Source organism: Herbaspirillum autotrophicum, from assembly GCF_001189915.1.
GTDB lineage: Bacteria > Pseudomonadota > Gammaproteobacteria > Burkholderiales > Burkholderiaceae_D > Herbaspirillum > Herbaspirillum autotrophicum.
In genome coordinates this window covers 94326-116291 of record NZ_LFLS01000007.1, presented here as the reverse complement: position 1 = coordinate 116291, position 21966 = coordinate 94326, and the positions used below count along the sequence as shown (strand labels likewise).

Below are 21966 nucleotides of genomic sequence, written 5' to 3'. Positions count from 1 at the left end.
TTTCCTTACGCAGTTTTTGGTTCGATGATCAGGGCCAGTGCTACTTTGCGGCCTTCTGCCATCAAGATGTTGTAAGTACGACAAGCAGCCTGATTGTCCATGCATTCGACACCGATGCGGCGCGCCGTCAGTGCCGCGGTCAGGCGCGGGTGCACAAAGCGTTGCTTGCGCCCGGTGCCCAGAATGACGACATCGGGCCGGGTGGCGTCGATCTGTTCAAAATGGCTGACATCGAGCAGGTCGAAATTGTCTACCGGCCAGACCACCGGCAAGGTTTCCGGCAAAACCAGCAGGCTGTGACCGAAGCGCACGGCATTCAGTTCAATGCCGTCTTCGTCGTAGGCGGTGACTGTCTGGTATTGCTGGGTCTGTGTGGAATGAAGCTTCATGGCGCAGAGTGTGCCGTCTGGCACCAGGGGAGGTCCGGACATCGACACATTAGGTCTAAAAGTGCTGCATTGTAGCGTTTTCCTTTGGCGGGCGACGCTTATTGACGCTTATTGATTGATAAATTCGGGGGCTTTCGGCAAAATGGCCGGTTACGGCAATGCAGCATGCTGATTCGCCGTACCGGATTTGTGCCGGACTTCATGTGGTATGGAAGCCCCAAGACATGCTTTGGGCTTAGTCTCATTCAAAGGATTGCGCTGTGCGACCGATTCAAAAATCGAAAAAACTGGCAGATGTCTGCTACGACATCCGTGGCCCCGTGCTGGAAAAAGCACGCCAGATGGAAGAAGAAGGCCACAAGATCATCAAGCTCAACATCGGCAATCTGGCCGCGTTCGGTTTCGATGCGCCGGATGAAATCGTGCAGGACATGATCCGCAACATGGCCAATGCCTCCGGCTATACCGATTCCAAGGGTTTGTTTGCGCCGCGCAAGTCGGTCATGCATTACACCCAGCAAAAGAATATCGAGGGCGTCACGATTGACGACATTTACCTCGGCAACGGCGCCTCCGAGCTGATCGTCATGAGCGTCAATGCCTTGCTCAATACCGGCGACGAAGTGCTGGTGCCATCGCCCGATTATCCGTTGTGGACCGCTGCCGTCAGTTTGTCGGGCGGTACCCCGGTACATTATGTCTGTGACGAGCAGGCCGGCTGGCAACCCGATATTGCCGATATCCGCAAAAAGATCACGCCCAATACCAAGGCCATCGTGGTGATCAATCCGAACAACCCGACCGGGGCCCTGTACACCACGGAAGTGTTGAAGGAAATCGTCGAAGTTGCCCGTCAGCATCAATTGATCATCTTTGCCGATGAAATCTACGACAAGGTGCTGTACGACGGCAATACCCACACCTCGCTGGCGTCGCTGGCCGATGACGTGCTGTTCATCACCTTCAACGGCTTGTCCAAGAATTACCGTTCCTGCGGCTATCGTGCCGGCTGGATGGTGGTATCGGGTGAAAAGAAGCATGCCGGCGACTATATTGAAGGTCTGAACATGCTGGCCTCGATGCGCCTGTGCGCCAATGCGCCCGGGCAATATGCGATTCAGACCGCGCTCGGGGGCTATCAGAGCATCAATGATCTGGTGGCGCCGAATGGCCGCCTGACCAAGCAGCGCGATCTGGCGCACAAGCTGTTGACCGATATTCCCGGCGTCACCTGCGTCAAGCCGAAGTCGGCGCTGTACATGTTCCCGCGGCTGGACCCGCAGATTTATCCGATCAGCAATGATCAGGATTTTGCCTACGCGTTGCTGGCCGAAGAAAAGGTGCTGATTGTGCAGGGCACCGGTTTCAACTGCCCGACGCCGGATCATTTCCGCGTCGTGTTCCTGCCCAATACGGATGACCTGACCGAGTCGATGGGCCGCATTGCCCATTTCCTCGAAGGTTACCGGCGCCGGCACGGCACGGCCTGAGCGGGGTAATGCCGGGGCGCATGCGCCAGCGCACTGAATACGCTTTTCAAGTATGACTGCAGTACCCGCCATGTGGACATGGCGGCTTTTTTTATCAATGACGAAGACAATATGAAATCCATCAAAGTAGGTTTGCTCGGCATCGGCACCGTGGGTTCCGGTACTTTCAATGTGTTGAAGCGCAATCAGGAAGAAATTGCGCGGCGTGCAGGACGCGCCATTGAAATTACCATGGTGGCCGACCTGAACACGGCGCGCGCCACCGAGCTGACCAACGGAGAAGTGAAAGTCGTCAACGATGCCAATCTGCTGGTCAGCGATCCGGACATCGATATCGTCATCGAACTGATCGGCGGTTATGGCATCGCCAAGGATCTGGTGTTGAAGGCGATTGCCAACGGCAAGCACGTGGTTACCGCCAACAAGGCGCTGATTGCCACGCACGGCAATGAAATCTTCAAGGCCGCCCAGGAAAAGGGCGTGATGGTGGCGTTCGAAGCGGCCGTGGCCGGTGGCATCCCGATCATCAAGGCCTTGCGTGAAGGCCTGACTGCCAACCGCATTCAATGGATTGCCGGCATCATCAACGGCACCACCAACTTCATCCTGTCCGAGATGCGCGACAAGGGTCTCGACTTCGATGTCGTGCTCAAGGAAGCGCAACGACTGGGCTATGCCGAAGCCGACCCGACCTTCGATATCGAAGGCGTGGACGCTGCGCACAAGCTGACCATCATGGCCTCGATTGCCTTTGGCATCCCGGTGCAATTCGACAAGGCACACGTCGAAGGCATCACCAAACTGCAAGCCACCGACATCCGCTATGCCGAACAACTGGGCTATCGCATCAAGCTGCTGGGCATCACCCGTCAGACTGAGCAGGGCATCGAACTGCGCGTGCATCCGACGCTGATTCCGGCGACCCGCCTGATCGCCAATGTTGAAGGCGCGATGAACGCCGTCATGGTACGCGGCGACGCCGTCGGCGAAACGCTGTATTACGGCAAAGGCGCAGGCTCCGAGCCAACGGCGTCGGCCGTGATTGCCGATCTGGTGGATATCACCCGTCTGGCGACGGCTGACCCGGAGCACCGGGTGCCGTATCTGGCATTCCAGCCGAATTCGATGGCCGATACACCGGTGCTGTCGATGGCCGATGTCACCACCAGCTACTACCTGCGCATGCATGTTGCCGACAAGCCGGGCGTGCTGGCTGACGTCACCCGCATTCTGGCTGACTCGTCGATTTCCATCGACGCCATGCTGCAAAAAGAGCCGACCGAAGGCGAAACCCAGACCGATATCATCATGCTCACGCATCAGACCCAGGAGCGCAATATCGAGGCTGCGATTGCCAAGATTGAAGCCTTGTCGACAGTGGTCGGCAGTGTCACCAAGATTCGTCTGGAAGAGCTGAACTAAGAAGTCATTTGCCGGTGGCGGTACTGAAGCCGGTGATGTTGCATGCAATACGAATGAGCCGGGACCTCGTCAGGGGCCCCGGCTCATTTTTTTTGTATTCCGGTTTGTCTGCCGCGGCTATTGACCGTGGTATGCATGCTGGTTGCACGTCCACCGTTGCAAACAAGTTTTCCGCTTGTCAAGATTTTGTCAGCGCTTCGTCATACGCCCGACAGCATGGGCCCGTAAGCTTGCCGCTGAAATAAAACGCCTCAGTCGTTGCGCCGCAAGTCGGGCGCACAACCGCCACCGTGCGATCCCGACGCCCAGGCATGCGCGCCGGGCTGGTATGGCACCAGCACCGCCGCATTCATTCATTCATTGCACTTGCACTTGCACGGCCCATGGCGCCGGTTTCATTAATCGTTTTCGTCTCGCCGTCGCATGCGGTGAAGATGCACACCAAAAGTTGTGTTGCCATGAAAAACAAAATCCTGTCACTTGCCCAACGTCGTCAGACGCTGTCCTTTATCGCTGTCGTGCTGGTGCTGGCGCTGGCGCTCAGCCTGCCTTGGTTGCTCTTGCGCAGCGGCAGCAGTCGTGCCGCGCCGGCGCCGGTGCCGGCCATGATCCGTAGCGGCGAACGGATCGAAGTCCCCGCCGGGTCGCCCTTGCGGCAGCGTCTCGCGGTGGCGCCGACAGTGTTGTCCGAGGGCGTACATGCGGTGGAATTGCCGGGGCAGATTGAGGCTGATCCGGCGCACACGATCAACGTGTTGCCGCCGGTGGCTGGCAAAGTCATCGCCTTGAAAGTCGGCCTCGGGGATCGGGTGAGGCAAGGGCAGCCACTGCTGATCATGACCTCGGGCGACTATGCCCAGGCCGCATCGGATCGGCAAAAGGCGAGCGATGCGCTGCAACTGGCGCAGAAAGTGGTGGAGCGCCAGCGCGGCGTACAACAGGCCGGTGCCGGCGCTGCCAAGGATCTGGAGCAGGCGGAAAGCAACTATGTTCAGGCCCGCGCCGAATTCGCACGTGCCGATACCCGGCTCAAGTCGCTTGGCAATGCCGCACTGGATAGCGGCGGCCGCAGCCTGACGGTACTGGCGCCTACCGCCGGCAGCATTACCGCCCTGGCCACCGGCGTCGGTCAGAATGCCAATGACCTGACCGCGTCCATGATGACCATCGCCAATCTCGACAGCGTCTGGGTCACGGCCAATGTGCCGGAAAACATGTTGTCCGCGGTGGCGGCCGGACAAGCGGTCAATATCAGTCTGCCGGCGTATCCGGCGCAAAAATATCAAGGCAAGGTAGCTTTCATCAGCGACATTCTGCAACCCGATACGCGGCGTTCGCCGGTGCGCATCACCATGCGCAATCCGGATGGCAGATTGAAGCCGAACATGTACGCCAATGTCACGTTTGCCGTGACGCAGCCGAAGCAGGTGGTGGTGCCGGCGTCGGCATTGTTGATGAATAACGACAATACCACCGTGTTTGTCGAAGTCGTACCGTGGACCTTTGTGCGCCGCACGGTAGAAACCGGCTATGAAGAACAGGGTCTGGTACGTATTCAGCATGGATTGGAAGGCGGCGAGCGGATCGTGATCAAGGTCGGAGTACTACTCAATGATTAACAATATCGTCCGTTATTGCCTGCACAAACGCTATGCCGTGATTCTGGTCACGCTGCTGGTGGCCGTGTTCGGCTATTACTCGTGGACTCGGATGGCGCTCGAGGCCTACCCGGAATTGTCGGACGTGATGGCGCAGGTGACCACGCAGGCACCGGGTCTGGCGGCAGAGGAAGTAGAGCAGCAAATCACGATTCCGCTGGAGCGACAACTCAGTGGCACGCCGGGGCTGGTGCACATGCGCTCGTCCAGCACCTTCGGCTTGTCGCTGATTACGCTCAGTTTCAAGGATGGCGCCGAAGATTACTGGGAACGCCAGCGGGTGACGGAGCGCATGGCGCAGGCCACGCTGCCGGCCGGGATTACGCCCAGCCTTGATGCCGTCAGCGGTGCTGCCGGTGAAATCTATCGCTATACGCTGGAATCCGATCGCAAGAATCTGATGGAACTATCGGAAATTCAGCGCTGGATTGTGATGCCGGCACTGATGCAGGTACCCGGCGTGGCAGAGGTTGCCAATTTCGGCGGCTTCACGATGGAATATCAGATCGAGGTCGACCAGCAGCAATTGCAGCGTTACGGCGTGTCGCTGTCCGACGTCACCACCGCGATCAACAACAATAACGCCAATGCCGGCGGCAGCCGCATTACGCGCGGCGAGCAGGGCTATGTGGTGCGCGGCATCGGCATGATGCGTTCGCTGCAAGACCTTGGCAACGTGGTAGTCAAACAAGTCAACGGGGTACCGGTTCTGGTGCGCGATCTGGGCAAATTGCAAAACAGCCATCAGGAGCGTCAGGGCATTCTGGGCAAGGACAACAATCCCGATACGATTGAAGGCATCGTCCGCTTGCTCAAGTATCAGAATGCGTCGGAAGTGATCAAGCAGGTACACGCCAGGGTCGATGAGTTGCAAAAGCAACTGGCGCCGCAAGGGGTGAAGATTGTGCCGTTTATTGACCGCGACGAGTTGATTGAATTGACCGTGCATAAAGTCAGCCACACCGTGATCGAAGGCATCGGTCTGGTCTGCATCGTGCTGATCCTGTTTCTCGGCAGCCCGCGCAGTGCACTGGTAGCAGCCGTGACGATTCCGCTGGCGCTGGTGGCGGTGTTCATCATGATGTACCTGACCAAGATGCCGGCCAATCTGTTTTCATTGGGGGCCATCGATTTCGGCATCATTGTCGATGGCGCCATCGTGGTCACCGAAGCCATCTTGCGGCGGCGTGAAGCCAGACCTGAGGTCGAGCTGACCGAGGCCGAGGTGCGCGCGGCCACCACTGAGGTAGTGCGGCCGATCTTCTTTGCCACGCTGATCATCATCAGCGCCTATTTGCCGCTGTTCGCCTTTGAACGGGCCGAAGGCAAGTTGCTGTCGCCGATGGCATTCACCGTCAGTTATGCCCTGATCGGCGCCTTGTTGTGCAGCCTGGTGCTGGTGCCCGGGCTGGCTTACATGGCCTTGCGCAAGCCGCGCAAAATCTTTCACAACAAACCGCTGGAATGGCTGAGCGGGGCGTATCGTCGCACACTGTCACGGCTGCTGGCGCATCCGCGCGTCGGCTACGGTATCGGCGTCGTGGCGCTGGTGGCAGTCATCGTGCTGGGCGGCAGCGTCGGCCGTGAATTCATGCCGCAACTCGATGAAGGTGCCTTGTGGTTGCAAGTGCAACTGCCTTCCGGCCTGTCGCTGGAACAAGCCAGCGACATGGCGAGCGAGTTGCGGCGCACCTTGCTGGCTTTTCCCGAAGTGTCGTATGTCGTGACGCAACTGGGGCGCAGTGATGACGGCACCGATCCGTGGACGCCATCGCACATGGAAGTGCCGGTCGGCCTGAAACCCTACGATACCTGGCCCGCCGGCGAAAACAAGGAAGCTTTCGTGCGCCGTCTGAATGACCGCTTCAAGCAATTGCCGGGCTATGCCATCGGCATCAGTCAACCCATCAGCGACAACGTCAACGATGCCGTCGGTGGTGCCCACAGTCCGCTGGTGATCCGGATTTACGGTGAAGATTTCAAAGAGCTGCGGCGTATTGGCAATGAGGTGGTGGCGGTGTTGCGCGGTGTCAGAGGCACTGCCGATGTGTCGATTTTTCAGGAGCCGCCGGTGCCGCAAATGCGCATCGATATCGACCGCGCCGCCGCAGCCCGGCTCGGCATCAATATCGCGGATGTCTCGAATCTGATCCAGACCGGCGTCGGCGGGGCGGGGGTGACCCGGATGTATGTCGCCGACCGTATTTATAACGTCACCGCGCGCTTTCCGAAAGAACAGCGCAGCAGTCCGCAAGCGCTCGGCAATTTGTTGCTGACCTCGGCCGGCGGCGCCCGCATTCCATTGGCGCAGATTGCCCGGATTCGTGCCGCCACCGGCGAAAGCACCATCACGCACGAGGCGACTCACCGGCAACTGACGGTGCGGCTGGATTATGCCGACCGCGATTTGCTGTCCTACTATCAGGAGGCGCAGGACAAAGTGGCGAACAATGTGCATTTCGATACCACGCAATATCGTCTCGAATGGGCCGGCCAATTTGAAAATCAGGAACGCGCACAAGCCAGGTTGCTGCTGGTATTCGGCCTGGTGCTGGGATTGATGGCGATGATCCTGTATGCCGGCTTCCGCAAGTTGCGGCAAGCCCTGCTGATCCTCGGCGTGGTGCCGCTGGCGGCGCTCGGCGGCCTGGTTGCCTTGCACATTACCGGCGGCACCATCAACGTGGCGACCGGTGTCGGCTTCATTGCGCTGTTCGGGGTGGCGGTACAGAACGGCATCATCATGGTCTCCAACATCAATCGCGTGCGCGATCAGGGCATGCCATTGCACGAAGCGGTGCTGGGCGGCGCGTTCGAGCGTTTCCGACCGGTGCTGATGACGGCGACCGTGGCTTCGGTCGGCATGTTGCCGGCGGCGCTGGCTACCGGCGTCGGCACTGACGTGCAACGCGGACTGGCCACGGTGGTGGTCGGCGGTCTGGTGGTGGCGACCTTGTTGACGCTGTTCATTTTGCCGGCCTTTTACTTCTCACTGGAGAGTTTCATTGAGCGGCGGCGCGGTTACGGACCGGAACATGAAGGGCGATAAGCACATGACCACCACCATTTTTTACCCATTGCTGCCAACCCCGTTTCAGGTAACGAAAATGAATCACGCGCGCCTGCAGGTACATTGGTCGTTGCCCACAGTGGCACGCTGTTGCGGGCGGATTGCAGGATGCGCATTCAGCGTGTTGTTGGCAGCCTGCGCTGCCGGGCCGGATTTTCATGCACCGGCAGCACCCGCCGCGACCAGCTATACGCCGGAGCCGCTGACCGCCACTACTGCAGCCGCCGGAATCGCAGGAGGTGAGGCGCAGCATTTTGTGCGCGGCATGGATATTCCGGCGCAGTGGTGGACCTTGTTTGCCTCGGCACCGCTCAACGCGGTCATTGCCCGCGCCTTGCAAGCCAATCCCGATCTGCAATCGGCGCAGGCGGCATTGCGCGCAGCGCAGGAAAATGTCCTGGCGCAACAGGGAGCATATTATCCGGCCGTGAATGCCGGTCTGGCGCCGAGCCGGCAACGCTCTGATCCGACCTTGCCACCCTACACGTTGCGTACGGCACAGGTCAGTGTGTCCTATACCTTCGATGCCTTTGGCGGCAACCGGCGGCAGGTCGAAAATCTGCAAGCCTTGGCCGAGGCGCAGGGATATCAGTTGCAGGCGGCTTATCTGAGCCTGACCGCCAATGTCGTGGCGGCAGTGGTGCAAGAGGCTTCCTTGCGCGACCAGATCACCGCTGCCAATGACATCATCCGGCTGCAACAGGAATTGCTGACGCTGCTGCAACGGCAATATGGGCTCGGGGATGTGGCACAAGCCGATCTGCTGGCGCAGCGCACGGCGTTGGCGCAAAGTCAGGCCAGCCTGCCACCGTTGCAAAAGGCGCTGTCGCAACAACGCAATTTGCTGGCGGCGCTGACCGGCAATCTGCCTGCCGACGGCGTGACGGAAACCTTTGATTTGTCCGCTTTGCAATTACCGCAACAATTGCCGCTCAGCCTGCCGTCACAACTGGTTGAACAGCGTCCCGATATTCGCTACGCCAGCGCTCAGTTGCATGCGGCCAGCGCGGCGGTCGGTGTCGCCACTGCCAACATGCTGCCGCAAATCACCCTGAGCGCCAGTGCCGGCAGCGCGGCGGCGGGGTTCGGCAGCTTGTTTGCACCCGGCACGGGTATCTGGGGTGTGGTCGGCGGTTTGACGCAGCCCTTGTTCGCCGGCGGGACCTTGCTGCATCGCAAGCGCGCGGCCGAGGCCCTGCTGGATCAGGCGGCTGCGCAGTATCGCAGCACGGTGATCACGGCGTTTCAGAATGTCGCCGATAGTTTGCGCGCGCTGCAGTATGACGCCGAAGTCTTGCGTACCCAATTGCAGGCCGAACGCAGTGCGGCCGCGAGCCTGGCCGTGGCGCGGCGTGCGGTAGCGCTGGGGGCGGTCACGCCGCAGACGCTGCTCAATGCCGAGCAGAGTTATCAACTGACGCGGATTGCGTTGGTGCAGGCACAAGCCAGCCGTTATGCCGATACGGCGGCGTTGTTTCAGGCGATGGGCGGGGGCTGGTGGAAGGCAGCGGGCAGCAGGCAGCAGGCAGCAGGGACAGTCCGTGAGTGAGTCTGCTGTCAAGGCACTCCAACGATACAGCACATTAATGTGCCGGAGCTGCGCCGTCATGTGATGCCGGGTACAGAATAATGTTCGTTTGGCCAATGACAAAAGAAAAAGGAGCCGAGGCTCCTGTTTTCTTTGGCGGGACGTGTTATTGCTACATCAGTCAGTCGGTGCTGCAATCATTCGGCGGTCAGTATTGCGCCACATACTTCGGTAAGCATGCTTTCAGCAATTGAGCCGGTTGCCGGTTTGGCAAACTGCATGTTCTTGAGAGCGTCGGAATGATCGCGCTTGTCGCCAGTACCGTTGGCGCCGGCGAAGATGATTTCGCGCGTCAGTTTCAGTGTCTTGTTCTTGCAGTCATAGGTGTGCAGATCCTGATACGACTTGAGCGACGGGAATGTCTTGTCACCCGCATTCGCACGTGCTTCCTTGAAGTTCCACATCGACCACGCGGTACGCATGCCATTCTGATCCTTGATGGAGGCTGCATCAATCGACAGTTCAGCCGTGTCGCTGCTGCCCAGAACGCGCCAGTCAGCCGCATTGGCGCCTGCACAGACAAAAGCCAACATCCATATCCATTTTTTCATGCCGTATCCATTCATTTGGTGTGATTCGCCGGTTTGACTTGCACGATCCGGTGCAATTCCCCGGATCGTGCATTCCCGGGCGCCAGCATAACGTGCCTTGCGCCGGCTTTCAAGGATGGATACAGTCAGATTCAATTTCTCTCAGGCAACATGGAAGAGTGATGGCTGGTGATCAGCCATTTCTTGCCGTTCCACTTGTAGGTATAGGTAAAGCGCGCCTGCAACTGCTGGCCGTCACCGAAGGTAAAAGTGTACAGGCCGGCATCGACCGCCGTATTGCAATCGATTTCCACGGTATGCGCATCGATCTTGCCGCTCGGTTTTTTTTCCAGGAAATGCGTGAAGTAATTCAGTTTGTCTTCGCGCGTCAGCAAGGGTTTGTTGGCCAGGGTAGCCAGCAACACTGATTTCGGTGCGTAATTGGCAACCACTTGTTGCGGATCGCCCGATTGCACGGCGTTGTTCCAGCGCTCGAACAGGGCGCTGACCTGTTGTTCGCTGATCGGTTTGCATTGCTGGGTGCGGGCGCTGGCATTGCCGGCAGCGAACAGGGCGGCCAGTGACAGCAGAAGCAGAGGAGTTGTTTTCATGGTTGAATTTGTTGTTGGCGTTATCAAAAATGTCGTGATCATGTTGCATGCAGATGGCATGCGGACTTTTGATGCCGTCACAGCAACCGGGTTCGGTGATGCGTGAAGCAACCATTTGCTTTCTGCCATTTCAGGGTATTTGCAGAAATCCGATCGCCGCAAATTCGTATTTTTCGCCGGCGACAACAGTCATTTTCATTATGCGCGAAAAAAATCGATATCGTCCTTGATGCACATCACATTTTGTCGTCGTCGATATCGCAGTTGCATGTCGTGTTTCATGCAGGAAACATGTGTCGTCGCCTGCATGCGTCACTTGAAAATGACCGTCTTCGATTCCGCCTGCGGTTCCACCCGCTGTTCATTCATGCGCGAATTGCGGCAGCGGCCGGCCGGATTGAACTGCGCCTCCATTTCGCTGGCGACGGCATCGCCGAGCGAGCGCGACACTTCTTGCATGACCTTGCTCTTGTTAAGTGAAATGGTGGTGCCGGCGGCATTCACCAGACGCACGTCGGCGCCTTCACCCATGGCCGAAAAGGCAGCCTTGATTTCATAGGTGCGGGTATTGATCAGCGAAAACTCGCCGACCAGTTCCAGCGCCAGCGAGTACGCCATGGTGTTGGTGCCTTGTTGCGGATTGGCTTCCTGGCGGAAGTCGATATTGTTGATCGAACCGAACAAGACATAATCGGCCCCGGGGTAAAAACCTTTCTTGATGCGGTCGATGATGTCGTACAGTTTTTCGGTATTTTGCTGGGTCCATGGTTTGCCTTGCACCAGGCGATAGGAACCCGATTTCAACAGTTCACCTTTGATGTCGGCGGTAAATTTGCGCAGTTCGCCGCGGCTGATCATGGTGATCGAACCGGATGCGGCGACCACGGAGCTTTCGCCGCGGCTGGAGGCCCGCGCCGATGAGGCGCCGGATGAACTCAGATTCGAATCGCGATAGCGGTCATTGGCGGAATAGCTGTTGTCATGTTTTTCGCGGGCTTCGAAATACTGAAAGTATTCCTTTACCTTTTCTTCATAGGACAAGTCGGTAACGGCGATCTTCGGCATATTCTGCGCCACCGATACCAGTGCTGCGCCCAGCATCAGCCATGCTGCCAGCGCGGTCTTCAGTAATGTATTCGACATGATGATCTTTCCTGAAGGGAGGCCGGCGCTCAGCGTTTCGACGTCTTGCGAATTTCTTTTTCGTCGGCCCATTCCAGCGTGCCGGCTTCGGTGTTGGTCATGACCAGACTGAATTTGTAATAGACATCCTTGATGTCGCCGCTGCGCTTGACGATGGAAGTGATGCTGCCATCGATACGATATTGCGAAGCTTCCATCTTGCCGATTTTTGCCGTGGTCGATTTCTTGTACAGACCGGAATTGTTTTGGCGAATCAGTTCGTCATTCTGATTTTGCATTTCCGAAATGCTGGTGGCGAAGCGCATGGTGCCGCTCTTCATCAACTGGGTGCGGATGGTATCGGTAATCGATTTGGTATCGATGTATTCGCTGGTTTTGTTTTTGACATCGGCAATCGTGACCAGTGGTTTGGTTTTGAAGCCGGCGGCGTTTTGCGCCAGCGAACGGGCCATCGATTCGGCGATGGTTTGCAAGTCGGTTGAACCGAATTCATTGGTGACCTGTTCTACGGCTTTGGCATCGCCGTACTGGACGTTGCTGCCGACCGTTGGTGAACTGCTGGTGGCACAGCCGAACAAGGTGGCGCTGGTCAGGCACAGGGCGGCGTAACGGAATTGAGGGGAAGTCATGTCGGTTTCCTTATCGATAAATAGTGTCAATGCGGCGCATGCAGGTCAGGGTGCGGCGTAGTTGCCGCCATTGGCGCCGCCAAGGGATTTGTTGTCGGCCGCGCTGAACTGAATCGTGAAGTCGCGCGCCTTGGTGGTCGGTGCCGACATCTGCAGCGTCAGCTTTTGGTCGCCATGCAACAGCACCGGTTTCCACGGTTCGTCTTCCCACACCTGAAAGCCGCTTTCATCGGTCCACTTGACGCGATAGAAGGCGCGTTGCGGGCGGCTGTCGCGATTGGTGACTTCGGCCTGAATGTTGAGCAAGCCATTTTGTTCGCGCATGCGCAAACCGGTGAATTCAAGTGATGCCGGCGTGCCCAGCAATTCCAGCTTGGATGCGATGCTCTGGGCGCCGGCCGGCGTTACGCCGAGCGCGGCCACGCAGGCGCCGCTCAAGATAATGGCGCGCAACAGGGAGGTGGTTTTCATGATGACCTTGAGTGAGGCGTTGGAGAGGAAGTCGTAGTGTGCTCAGGGCAGTGCCGCTGATACCGGCACGATGGCGGTTTTCTTGCTGGCGCTGGCAGTGCGTGCTTTGTCAGCAGCGTTGCTGGCCGCAGCGGCAGCCCCAGCCTGATTCGGTGTGCCTTTCTTGGCCTTGGCTTTGCCCTTGGCGGCGGTCTGGAGTGGCGCCGGTTCCGGCGCGGCCAGCGCCAGTGCTGCCTGTTCCGCGTTATAGGGCGTTTGCGCCAGATAGACCGAAGGTCCTGAGGTGCGCAGCGAGATCAGCGCGTAGGCGCCGGACACTTGAATCTGACGGCTTTGCAATCCGCCGGGCGTCGGCAGGCTGACGGTGTGGGTGCCCGGCGGCAGTTTGACCCGCGCTACCGAAAAGAAGCCGGGCAGGGTGCGCCAGTTGCGTTCATCCGCTACTTCACCGGCAATCGTGCCGACCTTGGCGGCAATGCTCAGCAAGGAGCCGAAGGCGCCCAGTGAACCGGCATTGTCGTCAATCGCTTTCTGTGCCACGCCTTTGGTGATGGCGCGGACCGACGAGCGCGCGATGATGCCCGGCATTTCATCGGACAGTGCGCGACGCGCCATCTGGTCGACGCTGGTCAGCAAGGCAACCGGCACCTGCTTGTCATTGACGTTGACGGAACCGGGCACGATCGAGCTGTCTGCGGGGCGAATCACCGGCCACGAAATCGGCGTCGCGATCAGGCTCAGGCCGCTGCGACCGGGAATCGGCAAAATGATCGGCAGCGTCATCGAGCTGATGGCAGGCGCGCTGCCGGATTCGACGACGATCAGGGTATCCACCAGTTTCGGCGTGCGCGCGCGGACCCGGTCATCGAGTCCCTTCAAGCCGTCATCCAGCACCGCCTGATTCGGGCGCATTTCAATCGCCTTGCGATAACCCGCTGCTGCCAGCGACGGTTCGCCCAATCCTTCGTAGACAAAGCCGGCCAGATAGTTGGCAAAGGCGGACTCGTACGAATTCTTGAGCGCCTGAATCGCGGGATCGGTCAAGGTTTCCACCGGGTATCCATTCAATTCCTTGAATGAAGTGGTTTTCAGGCCTTTGGATTCGGCGCTGTCTTTGGCGGCATCCAGTTCCTTGCTGCGAAATTGCGCGATGATGGCTTCGCGCTCATGCATTTTCTTGATTTCGGTGCGCGCCGATTCCCAGTCGCCGATGGCCAGATGATCGAGCGCCAGGCGAACATTGATGAACACTTTTTCATAGTCGCGGCCATCGTAGCGACGGCTAGTGTCGTTGAGGATGAAGGCGCCGATATCGCCCATCAATTTGGCGGGATCGGTCTTGACCTGACCTTCCCAGCCGCGCACTTTTTCATCCGCCGCCAGCCATACTTCCTTGCTGCTTTCATAAGCCCCTTTCATGCGTAACAGCTCGCCTTTTTCCATGAAATACAACAGGTCTTTTTCTTTATCCGGATTTTGTTGTTCCAGTGTCTGCAAGGCAAGATCGGCATTGCCGACTTTCATGGCATCGACCGTCGAGCTGGCTTTTTTGTCATAGCCTTGCATGGCGCATCCGGCCAGCAGCGCGGTAATGCAGAGACCGCCGACGAGACTTTTAGCTGCGCGTTGCGGCGCGGACAGATGTTGTTGTGACATGAAACGATCCTCCCCAGGACAGATGCGCAGTGCCGGCAAGTTGCCGGACTGTATTTTTGTTGCTTGAATTCTAAAGATCGCTCGCAAAAAAAGCCTCATTCATTTGAATGAGATCTTGAAATGTTCTATGCTCACCAGAAGTAAAAAAATCGCATCAAAAGTTGCGTCAAACAAGCGGTTCAGGGGTGTGGACATGCGCATTGAAAATAATAAACAGCAGCGCTTCGGGCAATTGCTCGAACTGATATACGACTCGGTCCAGGATCTGAGCCGGATTGCACCGGCCATGGAGCTGATGTGCACCGAACTGGGTGCGGTGGCGGGGCACTACGTGCATATGGATCTGGCCACCAGAGAGGTCACGGCCTCGTGCGTCAGCAGTGACGACTATCAGAGCGGCGATCTCGAATACAAGAATTACTACAGTCAGGTGGACAATCGCCTCGGCTGGCTTGCCGCCGGGCAAGTAGGCGAGTGGCGCGCCGATCATCAGCACTTCGACGAAAATTTCGTGCGCAAGAGTGAAATCTATAACGACTTTCTGTTCAAGTATGGTGGCCGCCACATGGTGGTCGGACGCATCGGCGAACATGTCGGGCAGTCTGAAGCAGTGGCATTGCTGCGGCCGCTGGGGGCGCCGGAATACGCAGAAAATGAATACGCCTATCTGCGCGGCCTGTCATCGCACTGGATGCGCTCATCGGTGTTGCGGCGGCAGGTGCAGAAGCTGGAGCGTCAGCAGGCAGCCGATGAGTCGATCACGGCCCATCTGCCGTACGGCACGGTCTGGGTCAATGCGGAAGGACGAATTGTTGCTATCAATCAACAAGCCTCGGCCATATTAGCGCTGGCCGATGGTTTGCTGGTGCGGCAGGACAAATTGCGTGCGGTGCATCCGGACGATATGGAAAAGCTGAGCCGGGCGGTGCAAATGGCGACCGCGCCGCAGGGGCGCCAAGGGCAGTGGTTCGGGATCCGGCGTCGCAAGCAAAGCGTGCCGCTGCTGGTCTCCGTGATTCCGGCGACCATGCCGCAAGCGCTGGATCCATTGAGCGGCGGCCCGTTCGCGTTGCTGATTTTGCAAGATCCGAGGCGGCAGACGCTGCCGCAGGCGACGCAACTGCAACTGATTTTCCGTCTGACGCCGGCTGAAACCCGGCTGGTGGAAGCCTTGCTGGACAATGAAACCATTGAATCGTACGCACTCAAGATGAATGTCAGTCGCAATACCGTACGCACCCATCTGGCCAGCCTGTTTGCCAAGACCGGCACCAGGCGTCAGGCCGAACTGTTGCGCGCCTTGCTGACCTCGCAACCGCATGTGATCCTGTAATCGCCGCACTTCCGGCGGAATCTGCATCGAAAATGGCAATGCCTGATGCCCGGCAGCTATAATGACGCTCTTCGCTTTCTTTGATGTTCGCCCACGACACACAACTCATCTACGCTATGCAATACGTCTCCACTCGCGGTCATGCTGCAACTCCTTCTTTTTCCGAAATCCTGCTTGGTGGTCTGGCCCCGGACGGCGGCCTGTATTTGCCGGCGGAGTATCCGCAAGTCAGCCGCGCCGAGCTGGACCAGTGGCGCAGCTTGTCCTACGCCGATCTGGCGTATGAAGTGCTGCGCAAGTTCGCTACCGACATTCCCGATGCCGATCTCAAGGCGCTGACGCACAAGACGTATCGTGCCGATGTCTATTGCAACGTGCGGGCCGGCGAAAATGCAGCCGACATCACGCCGCTGCGCGTGCTGGAACAGCAGGATGGCAAGAAACTGGTGCTGCAGGGTTTGTCCAACGGACCGACGCTGGCATTCAAGGACATGGCCATGCAGTTGCTGGGTAATCTGTTCGAATATGCGCTGGCCAGGAATCAGGCGCAACTCAACATTCTCGGCGCCACCTCGGGTGATACCGGCAGTGCGGCCGAATATGCGATGCGCGGCAAGCAGGGCATCCGGGTCTTCATGCTGTCGCCGCACAAGAAGATGAGCGCGTTTCAGACTGCACAAATGTTCAGCCTGCAAGATCCGAATATCTTCAATATTGCGGTCGAAGGCGTGTTCGATGATTGCCAGGACATCGTCAAGGCGGTATCCAACGATCTCGGTTACAAGGCCGCGCAAAAGATCGGCACTGTCAATTCGATCAACTGGGCGCGCGTGGTGGCGCAGGTGGTGTATTACTTCCGCGGCTATCTGAGCGCAACCACTGCCAGCGACGAGCAAGTGTCGTTCACGGTGCCCTCGGGTAACTTCGGCAATATCTGCGCCGGTCATATCGCGCGCATGATGGGCCTGCCGATCGCCAAGCTGGTGGTGGCCACCAATGAAAATGACGTGCTCGATGAATTCTTCCGTACCGGCATTTACCGGGTACGCAAATCGGCCGAAACCTACCACACCAGCAGCCCCAGCATGGATATCAGCAAGGCGTCGAATTTCGAACGCTTCGTGTATGACTTGCTGGGCCGCGACAGCGCGCGCGTCAAGGCCTTGTTCCATCAGGTCGACACCGCTGGCGGCTTCGATCTGTCGGGAGCGGCGGGTAGCGATGGCAATGAATTCGAGAGCGTGATCCGCTACGGCTTTGCGTCCGGCAAGTCGACCCATGCCGACCGTCTGGAGACCATCCGTTTTGCCGAAAGACAATATGGCATTACCGTCGACACGCATACCGCCGATGGCATCAAGGTGGCACGTGAACATCTGCAACCGGGCGTGACGATGATTGTGCTGGAAACCGCATTGCCGGCCAAATTCAATGAAACCATCCGGGAAGCCTTGGGGCGCGATGCTGAACGGCCGGCCGGATTTGAAAACATTGAAGCCTTGCCGCAGCGCTTTGAGGTGATGGCAGCCGATGCCGCCCGGATCAAGCAATTTGTCGCAGCGCATACCGGTCTGTAACAGCAGATGGCAATGGTGCTGATGCGGGCCGCCTGGCGCTCAGCATCATGCGCCGTGCTGCCGTGTCCTGATCGACATGGTGTCCGGCACCAGTATCCCCAATCCGCAATCCGCCGGCAGTATCAGGCCGGTAATATGCCGGCCTGAAGCAAGGCCGTCGGTCATCGCCCCAGGCGTTAGAATACCTCCACCATCAACTGATTCAATCCCCCTCATGCAAGCCAGACCTCCCATGCTCAGCGTCGCCGAAGCGCAAGATTTTCTGCTCCAGGCCGCCATTCCGATCGGCGCTGTCGAAAACATCGCCACGCTGGGCGCCAATGGGCGCGTATTAGCCGTGCCGCAAACGGCGCAGATCAATGTGCCGGGCATGGATAACTCGCAAATGGATGGTTATGCCGTGCGCGCCGCCGATTGCAGCAGCGGCTCGGCGCGCTTGCGGGTATCGCAGCGGATTCCGGCTGGTCATGTCGGTAGCGCACTGGAAGCCGGGACTGCGGCGCGCATATTTACCGGCGCCATGGTGCCGGCAGGCGCCGACGCCATCGTCATGCAGGAAGCCTGTGAAGTTGATGGCGATCATGTCATCGTGCGCCATGTGCCGGCTGCCGGCGAATGGGTGCGCCACATCGGCGAAGATATCCGCGCCGGCAGCACCATTCTTGCCGCCGGCGTGCGGTTGCGGCCGCAAGAGCTGGGACTGGCGGCATCGGTCGGGCTGGCAGAGCTGAGCGTGGTGCGCAAGTTGCGCGTCGCCGTATTCTTTACCGGTGATGAGCTGACCATGCCGGGCCAGCCCCTGAAGCCCGGCGCCATTTACAACTCGAACCGTTTTTTGCTGCGCGGCTTGCTGGAAAAGCTGGGCTGCGAGGTCAGCGATTACGGCATCGTGCCGGATCAACTGCAAGCGACCCGCGATACCTTGCGTGAAGCGGCGGCGCAACATGATCTGATCATTACCAGCGGTGGCGTGTCGGTGGGAGAAGAAGACCATGTCAAACCGGCGGTGGAAGCGGAAGGCCGTCTCAACATGTGGCAGATCGCGATGAAGCCGGGCAAACCGCTGGCGTTTGGTGAAATCAATCGGACCGGCGGCGCTGAGCGCGCTTTCTTTATCGGCTTGCCGGGCAATCCGGTATCGACCTTCGTCACCTTCCTGATTTTTGTGCGGCCCTTCCTGTTGCGCTTGCAAGGCGTGACGCAGGTGATGCCGCGCGTGTTGCAGATGCGCGCCGACTTCACCTGGTCCAAGGCCGATCGCCGCCAGGAATTCCTGCGCGTCAGATTCAATGACCAAGGCGGACTGGATCTGTTTCCGCATCAGGGCTCAGCGGTATTGACCTCGACCGTATGGGGCGATGGCCTGATCGACAATCCGCCGGGGCAGACCATTGCCGCCGGTGATCTGGTGCGCTTCATTGCTTTCGACAATCTGCTTAACTGAAGCCGGCCATTCATGCTCGTTGATATTGATCACCATTTGATGGCGCCGCCCGACCGGCCGGAATTGTCCGGTGTGCGGCGCTTTATTGTCGAGTTCTGGTATTTCGGCATCAAGGAAGCGCGTTCCTGTCTGTTTGCCGGCTTGTTCTTCGCTGCCATATTTCTGATGCCGCGTCAGGGACTGTTCGGGATACCGCGCTATGACGCCTTGCTGCTGTTCGCGCTGGCGGTGCAATTCTGGATGGTCAGGACCGGCATCGAAACCATGGATGAGCTCAAGGCCATCAGCGTATTTCACGTGATCGGTTTTGCTCTCGAAGTGTTCAAGACATCCGGCAGCATTCAGTCATGGAGTTATCCTGACTTCGCCTACTCCAAACTGTTCGGCGTGCCGCTGTTTTCCGGCTTCATGTACGCCGCCGTCGGCAGCTACATCATTCAGGCATGGCGCCTGTTTCATCTGCGCATTTTGCATCATCCGCTGTACTGGATGGCGACGCTGATTGCGGTGCTGATTTATGTGAATTTCTTCACCCATCATTACATCGGTGATTACCGCTGGTATCTCGGCGCTTGTGCGCTCGGATTGTATGCGCGCACCACGGTGGTGTTCCGGCCGTTTGACCGGGATCGCAAGATGCCGTTGCTGGTGGCGTTTCTGTTGATCGGCTTCTTTATCTGGCTGGCAGAAAATATCAGTACCTTCTTTGGTATCTGGCGCTATCCGAATCAGATCGGCGCCTGGTCTACCGTGCATATCGGCAAATGGAGCGCGTGGGCCTTGCTGGTGGTCATGACCTTTACCATCGTGGCGCAACTCAAGCATCTCCGGCCCAGGATTCATATCGCCCCTTGATGGCACGTGCCATCACTTTTTCAGGATGAAAACAGATGAAAATAGAACTGCGTTTTTTTGCCGCTGTACGTGAAGCCCTCGGCGTTACCCATGAAGTCGTCGAGTTGCCGGAACAGGTCAAGACCGTCGGCGAAGTTCGTAGCTTTTTGCAGAGCCGTGGCGGCCTCTGGACCGAGGTATTGGGTCCCGGAAAAGCATTGCGCATGGCCTATGGTCAGGTGATGTGCGAACCGGAAACCGAAATTGAAGAGGGTGGCGAAGTGGCGTTTTTCCCGCCGGTGACCGGCGGTTAAGGACCACCGCATATGGCAATTTGCCGCAAGGCCTGGACACCAATATTGAACCGGAATTTGGGGAGCGCATATGACTGATTTTCTGTTTGGTCCGAAACAACTGCTGAGGTTGTGGCTGGCTGCCGGTAGTGGTTTGTTGCTGGCGGCTTGCGCGGCACCGCCATCCGATGTCATCAGCCTGAAAGACATGGGCTCATTTTTTGTCGGTGGCCGGGAAGTCACCATCAGCGGCAAACCGGTCAAGGAGATGCTGCTCACGCCCGGCGGTGCGCCGACTAAAATCGACCCGAACGGCGTGTATCAGGTTGAGCAGGCCTATGTGCAATATTTCATTCCGGCCCGACAACGCGGCAAGTTGCCGCTGCTGATGTGGCATGGCGGCGGTCTGAGCGGGGTTGAGTATGAGACCACGCCGGACGGTCGCGATGGCTGGCTGAATATTTTCCTCAAGCGCGGCTGGGCGGTCTACAACGCGGATGCGGTTGAGCGCGGGCGTGCCGGCTGGGCCATGTATCCCGATATCTTTCGTTCCGAACCGGTCTTCGTGACCAAGAACAATCCGTTCGAGCGCTTTCGCATCGGCGCCGGCCCCGGTTCCTACAACAAGGATATGAGCCAGGCGCGTGCATTGCCGGGAAATCAGTTCCCGCTCGAAGGTTACGACAATTTCACCAAGCAACTGGTGCCGCGCTGGACCACCACCGACGAAGCGATACTGGCGGCCTATATTGCGCTGGTCGACAAGGTCTGTCCCTGCGTGGTACTGGCCCATTCGCAAGCCGGACAGTTCGCCTACCGCGCCGCGCAGGCCAGACCGGACAAGGTCAAGGCACTGGTGCTGGTGGAGCCTTCGGCGCAAGGCGATCCGCAACAGGCTGCGATATTGCGCAATACGCCGCTGGTCTCGATCTACGGCGACTACATTGAACAAGACGCGCGCTGGCCTGTGATCAAGGCCAATAACCTGAAGTTTTATGAAGTATTGCGCGCCGCCGGCGGCCAGCCGGAAGTCATCAATTTGCCGCAGCGAGGTATCCGTGGCAATGGTCACATGATGATGATGGACCGCAACAATCAGGAAGTGGCCGAAGTCATCAATCAATGGCTGACGGCCAAAGGCTTTTATCAATAATGCGCGGTGACTGAACCCACCGTGAACCGGGAGCAGGCATGACTATCAACAGCGATGATCTGAAGCAGATCGCGGCCTTGACCTTGCAGCATTACGATCAGCGTGCCGAGGATTTTCGCGCCGGCACCCGCGATCATGATGTCACGCAAAATATCGCGGCCTTGCTGGATGCCATCGAAGCACCGGCACCGTATACGATCCTGGATTTCGGCTGCGGCCCGGGACGCGATCTGCAAACCTTTCGCAAGCTCGGGCATGTCGCCATCGGTCTCGATGGCACGCCGGCATTTGTCGACATGGCGCGCGCCGATTCCGGCTGTGAAGTCTGGCAACAGGATTTTCTGGATCTGGATTTACCGCCCGCGCATTTCGATGGCATCTTTGCCAATGCCGTGCTGTTTCACATCCCGACGCAGGAATTGCCGCGCGTGCTGGCGGCGTTGTTTGTCACGCTGAAGCCGGGCGGGGTGCTGTTCAGTTCGAATCCGCGCGGCAGCAATCAGGAAGGCTGGAACGGCGGTCGTTACGGCGCCTATCACGATCTGGCGGCATGGCAGAGCTACCTGACGGCAGCGGGCTTTACCGAATTGCGGCATTATTATCGTCCTGATGGTTTGCCGCGCGAGCAGCAACCGTGGCTGGCCACGGTATGGCGGCGACCATTGCGTTAATTCA

The 21966-nt window shown here is 58.4% G+C and carries 19 protein-coding genes; 12 read left to right on the top strand and 7 right to left on the bottom strand.

Features of this window, described 5'->3' with window-relative positions; translation table 11 throughout:
- Positions 1-5: 5 nt before the first annotated feature.
- A complete protein-coding gene (locus AKL27_RS07720) occupies positions 6-389 on the bottom strand; it encodes an Mth938-like domain-containing protein (protein WP_050462222.1) in 384 nt (127 codons plus the stop codon).
- Between the two features lie 260 nt (positions 390-649).
- On the opposite strand from AKL27_RS07720, the gene AKL27_RS07715 reads away from it, so the two are divergent.
- The 5 genes from AKL27_RS07715 (at position 650) to AKL27_RS07695 (ending at position 9578) form a co-directional block, all read left to right on the top strand.
- A complete protein-coding gene (locus AKL27_RS07715) occupies positions 650-1879 on the top strand; it encodes a pyridoxal phosphate-dependent aminotransferase (protein WP_050462221.1) in 1230 nt (409 codons plus the stop codon).
- Positions 1880-1990: 111 nt separating this feature from the next.
- Complete coding sequence (locus AKL27_RS07710; RefSeq protein WP_050462307.1) at positions 1991-3301, top strand: homoserine dehydrogenase; 1311 nt, start codon at positions 1991-1993, stop codon at positions 3299-3301.
- A gap of 458 nt (positions 3302-3759) precedes the next feature.
- The gene (locus tag AKL27_RS07705; protein WP_050462306.1) at positions 3760-4920 is read left to right on the top strand and encodes an efflux RND transporter periplasmic adaptor subunit; all 1161 of its coding nucleotides are present in this window, start codon (positions 3760-3762) and stop codon (positions 4918-4920) included.
- Positions 4913-8008 (top strand): efflux RND transporter permease subunit, encoded by a 3096-nt coding sequence (locus AKL27_RS07700; protein WP_050462220.1) that lies wholly within the window; start codon positions 4913-4915, stop codon positions 8006-8008. The genes AKL27_RS07705 and AKL27_RS07700 overlap by 8 nt, the downstream gene beginning before the upstream one ends.
- Positions 7995-9578: an efflux transporter outer membrane subunit gene (locus AKL27_RS07695; protein ID WP_232310930.1), complete on the top strand. Its 1584-nt coding sequence runs from the start codon at positions 7995-7997 to the stop codon at positions 9576-9578. The genes AKL27_RS07700 and AKL27_RS07695 overlap by 14 nt, the downstream gene beginning before the upstream one ends.
- A gap of 176 nt (positions 9579-9754) precedes the next feature.
- Here the strand turns inward: AKL27_RS07695 and AKL27_RS07690 are convergent, their stop codons facing one another.
- The 6 genes from AKL27_RS07690 to AKL27_RS07665 form a co-directional block, all read right to left on the bottom strand.
- Entirely contained in the window at positions 9755-10168 is a 414-nt protein-coding gene (locus AKL27_RS07690) for a surface-adhesin E family protein (RefSeq protein ID WP_050462304.1), read from the bottom strand.
- Between the two features lie 131 nt (positions 10169-10299).
- Positions 10300-10758: an SgcJ/EcaC family oxidoreductase gene (locus AKL27_RS07685; protein ID WP_050462219.1), complete on the bottom strand. Its 459-nt coding sequence runs from the start codon at positions 10756-10758 to the stop codon at positions 10300-10302.
- Positions 10759-11070: 312 nt separating this feature from the next.
- Positions 11071-11901, bottom strand: a complete 831-nt coding sequence (locus tag AKL27_RS07680; protein WP_050462218.1) for a hypothetical protein — start codon at positions 11899-11901, stop codon at positions 11071-11073.
- Between the two features lie 29 nt (positions 11902-11930).
- Positions 11931-12530 (bottom strand): penicillin-binding protein activator LpoB, encoded by a 600-nt coding sequence (gene lpoB / locus AKL27_RS07675; RefSeq protein WP_050462217.1) that lies wholly within the window; start codon positions 12528-12530, stop codon positions 11931-11933.
- 45 nt (positions 12531-12575) lie between these two features.
- Positions 12576-13001, bottom strand: coding sequence for a YcfL family protein (locus AKL27_RS07670; protein ID WP_050462216.1), 426 nt, complete (start codon positions 12999-13001; stop codon positions 12576-12578).
- Positions 13002-13043: 42 nt separating this feature from the next.
- Complete coding sequence (locus AKL27_RS07665) at positions 13044-14657, bottom strand: COG3014 family protein (protein WP_050462215.1); 1614 nt, start codon at positions 14655-14657, stop codon at positions 13044-13046.
- A gap of 193 nt (positions 14658-14850) precedes the next feature.
- Here AKL27_RS07665 and AKL27_RS07660 point away from each other — a divergent pair, with 193 nt between their 5' ends.
- The 7 genes from AKL27_RS07660 (at position 14851) to AKL27_RS07630 (ending at position 21962) form a co-directional block, all read left to right on the top strand.
- Positions 14851-15990: a helix-turn-helix transcriptional regulator gene (locus tag AKL27_RS07660; protein ID WP_050462214.1), complete on the top strand. Its 1140-nt coding sequence runs from the start codon at positions 14851-14853 to the stop codon at positions 15988-15990.
- 116 nt (positions 15991-16106) lie between these two features.
- A complete protein-coding gene (gene thrC, locus AKL27_RS07655; RefSeq protein ID WP_050462303.1) occupies positions 16107-17567 on the top strand; it encodes a threonine synthase in 1461 nt (486 codons plus the stop codon).
- Positions 17568-17781: 214 nt separating this feature from the next.
- Entirely contained in the window at positions 17782-19011 is a 1230-nt protein-coding gene (locus AKL27_RS07650; protein WP_050462213.1) for a molybdopterin molybdotransferase MoeA, read from the top strand.
- 39 nt (positions 19012-19050) lie between these two features.
- Positions 19051-19866: a DUF817 domain-containing protein gene (locus AKL27_RS07645; RefSeq protein WP_198155913.1), complete on the top strand. Its 816-nt coding sequence runs from the start codon at positions 19051-19053 to the stop codon at positions 19864-19866.
- Between the two features lie 35 nt (positions 19867-19901).
- Entirely contained in the window at positions 19902-20159 is a 258-nt protein-coding gene (gene moaD / locus AKL27_RS07640) for a molybdopterin converting factor subunit 1 (RefSeq protein ID WP_050462211.1), read from the top strand.
- A 70-nt stretch (positions 20160-20229) separates the two neighbouring features.
- A complete protein-coding gene (locus tag AKL27_RS07635; protein WP_157056839.1) occupies positions 20230-21291 on the top strand; it encodes an alpha/beta hydrolase family protein in 1062 nt (353 codons plus the stop codon).
- A gap of 38 nt (positions 21292-21329) precedes the next feature.
- The gene (locus AKL27_RS07630) at positions 21330-21962 is read left to right on the top strand and encodes a class I SAM-dependent DNA methyltransferase (RefSeq protein WP_050462210.1); all 633 of its coding nucleotides are present in this window, start codon (positions 21330-21332) and stop codon (positions 21960-21962) included.
- The last annotated feature ends 4 nt before the right edge of the window (positions 21963-21966 follow it).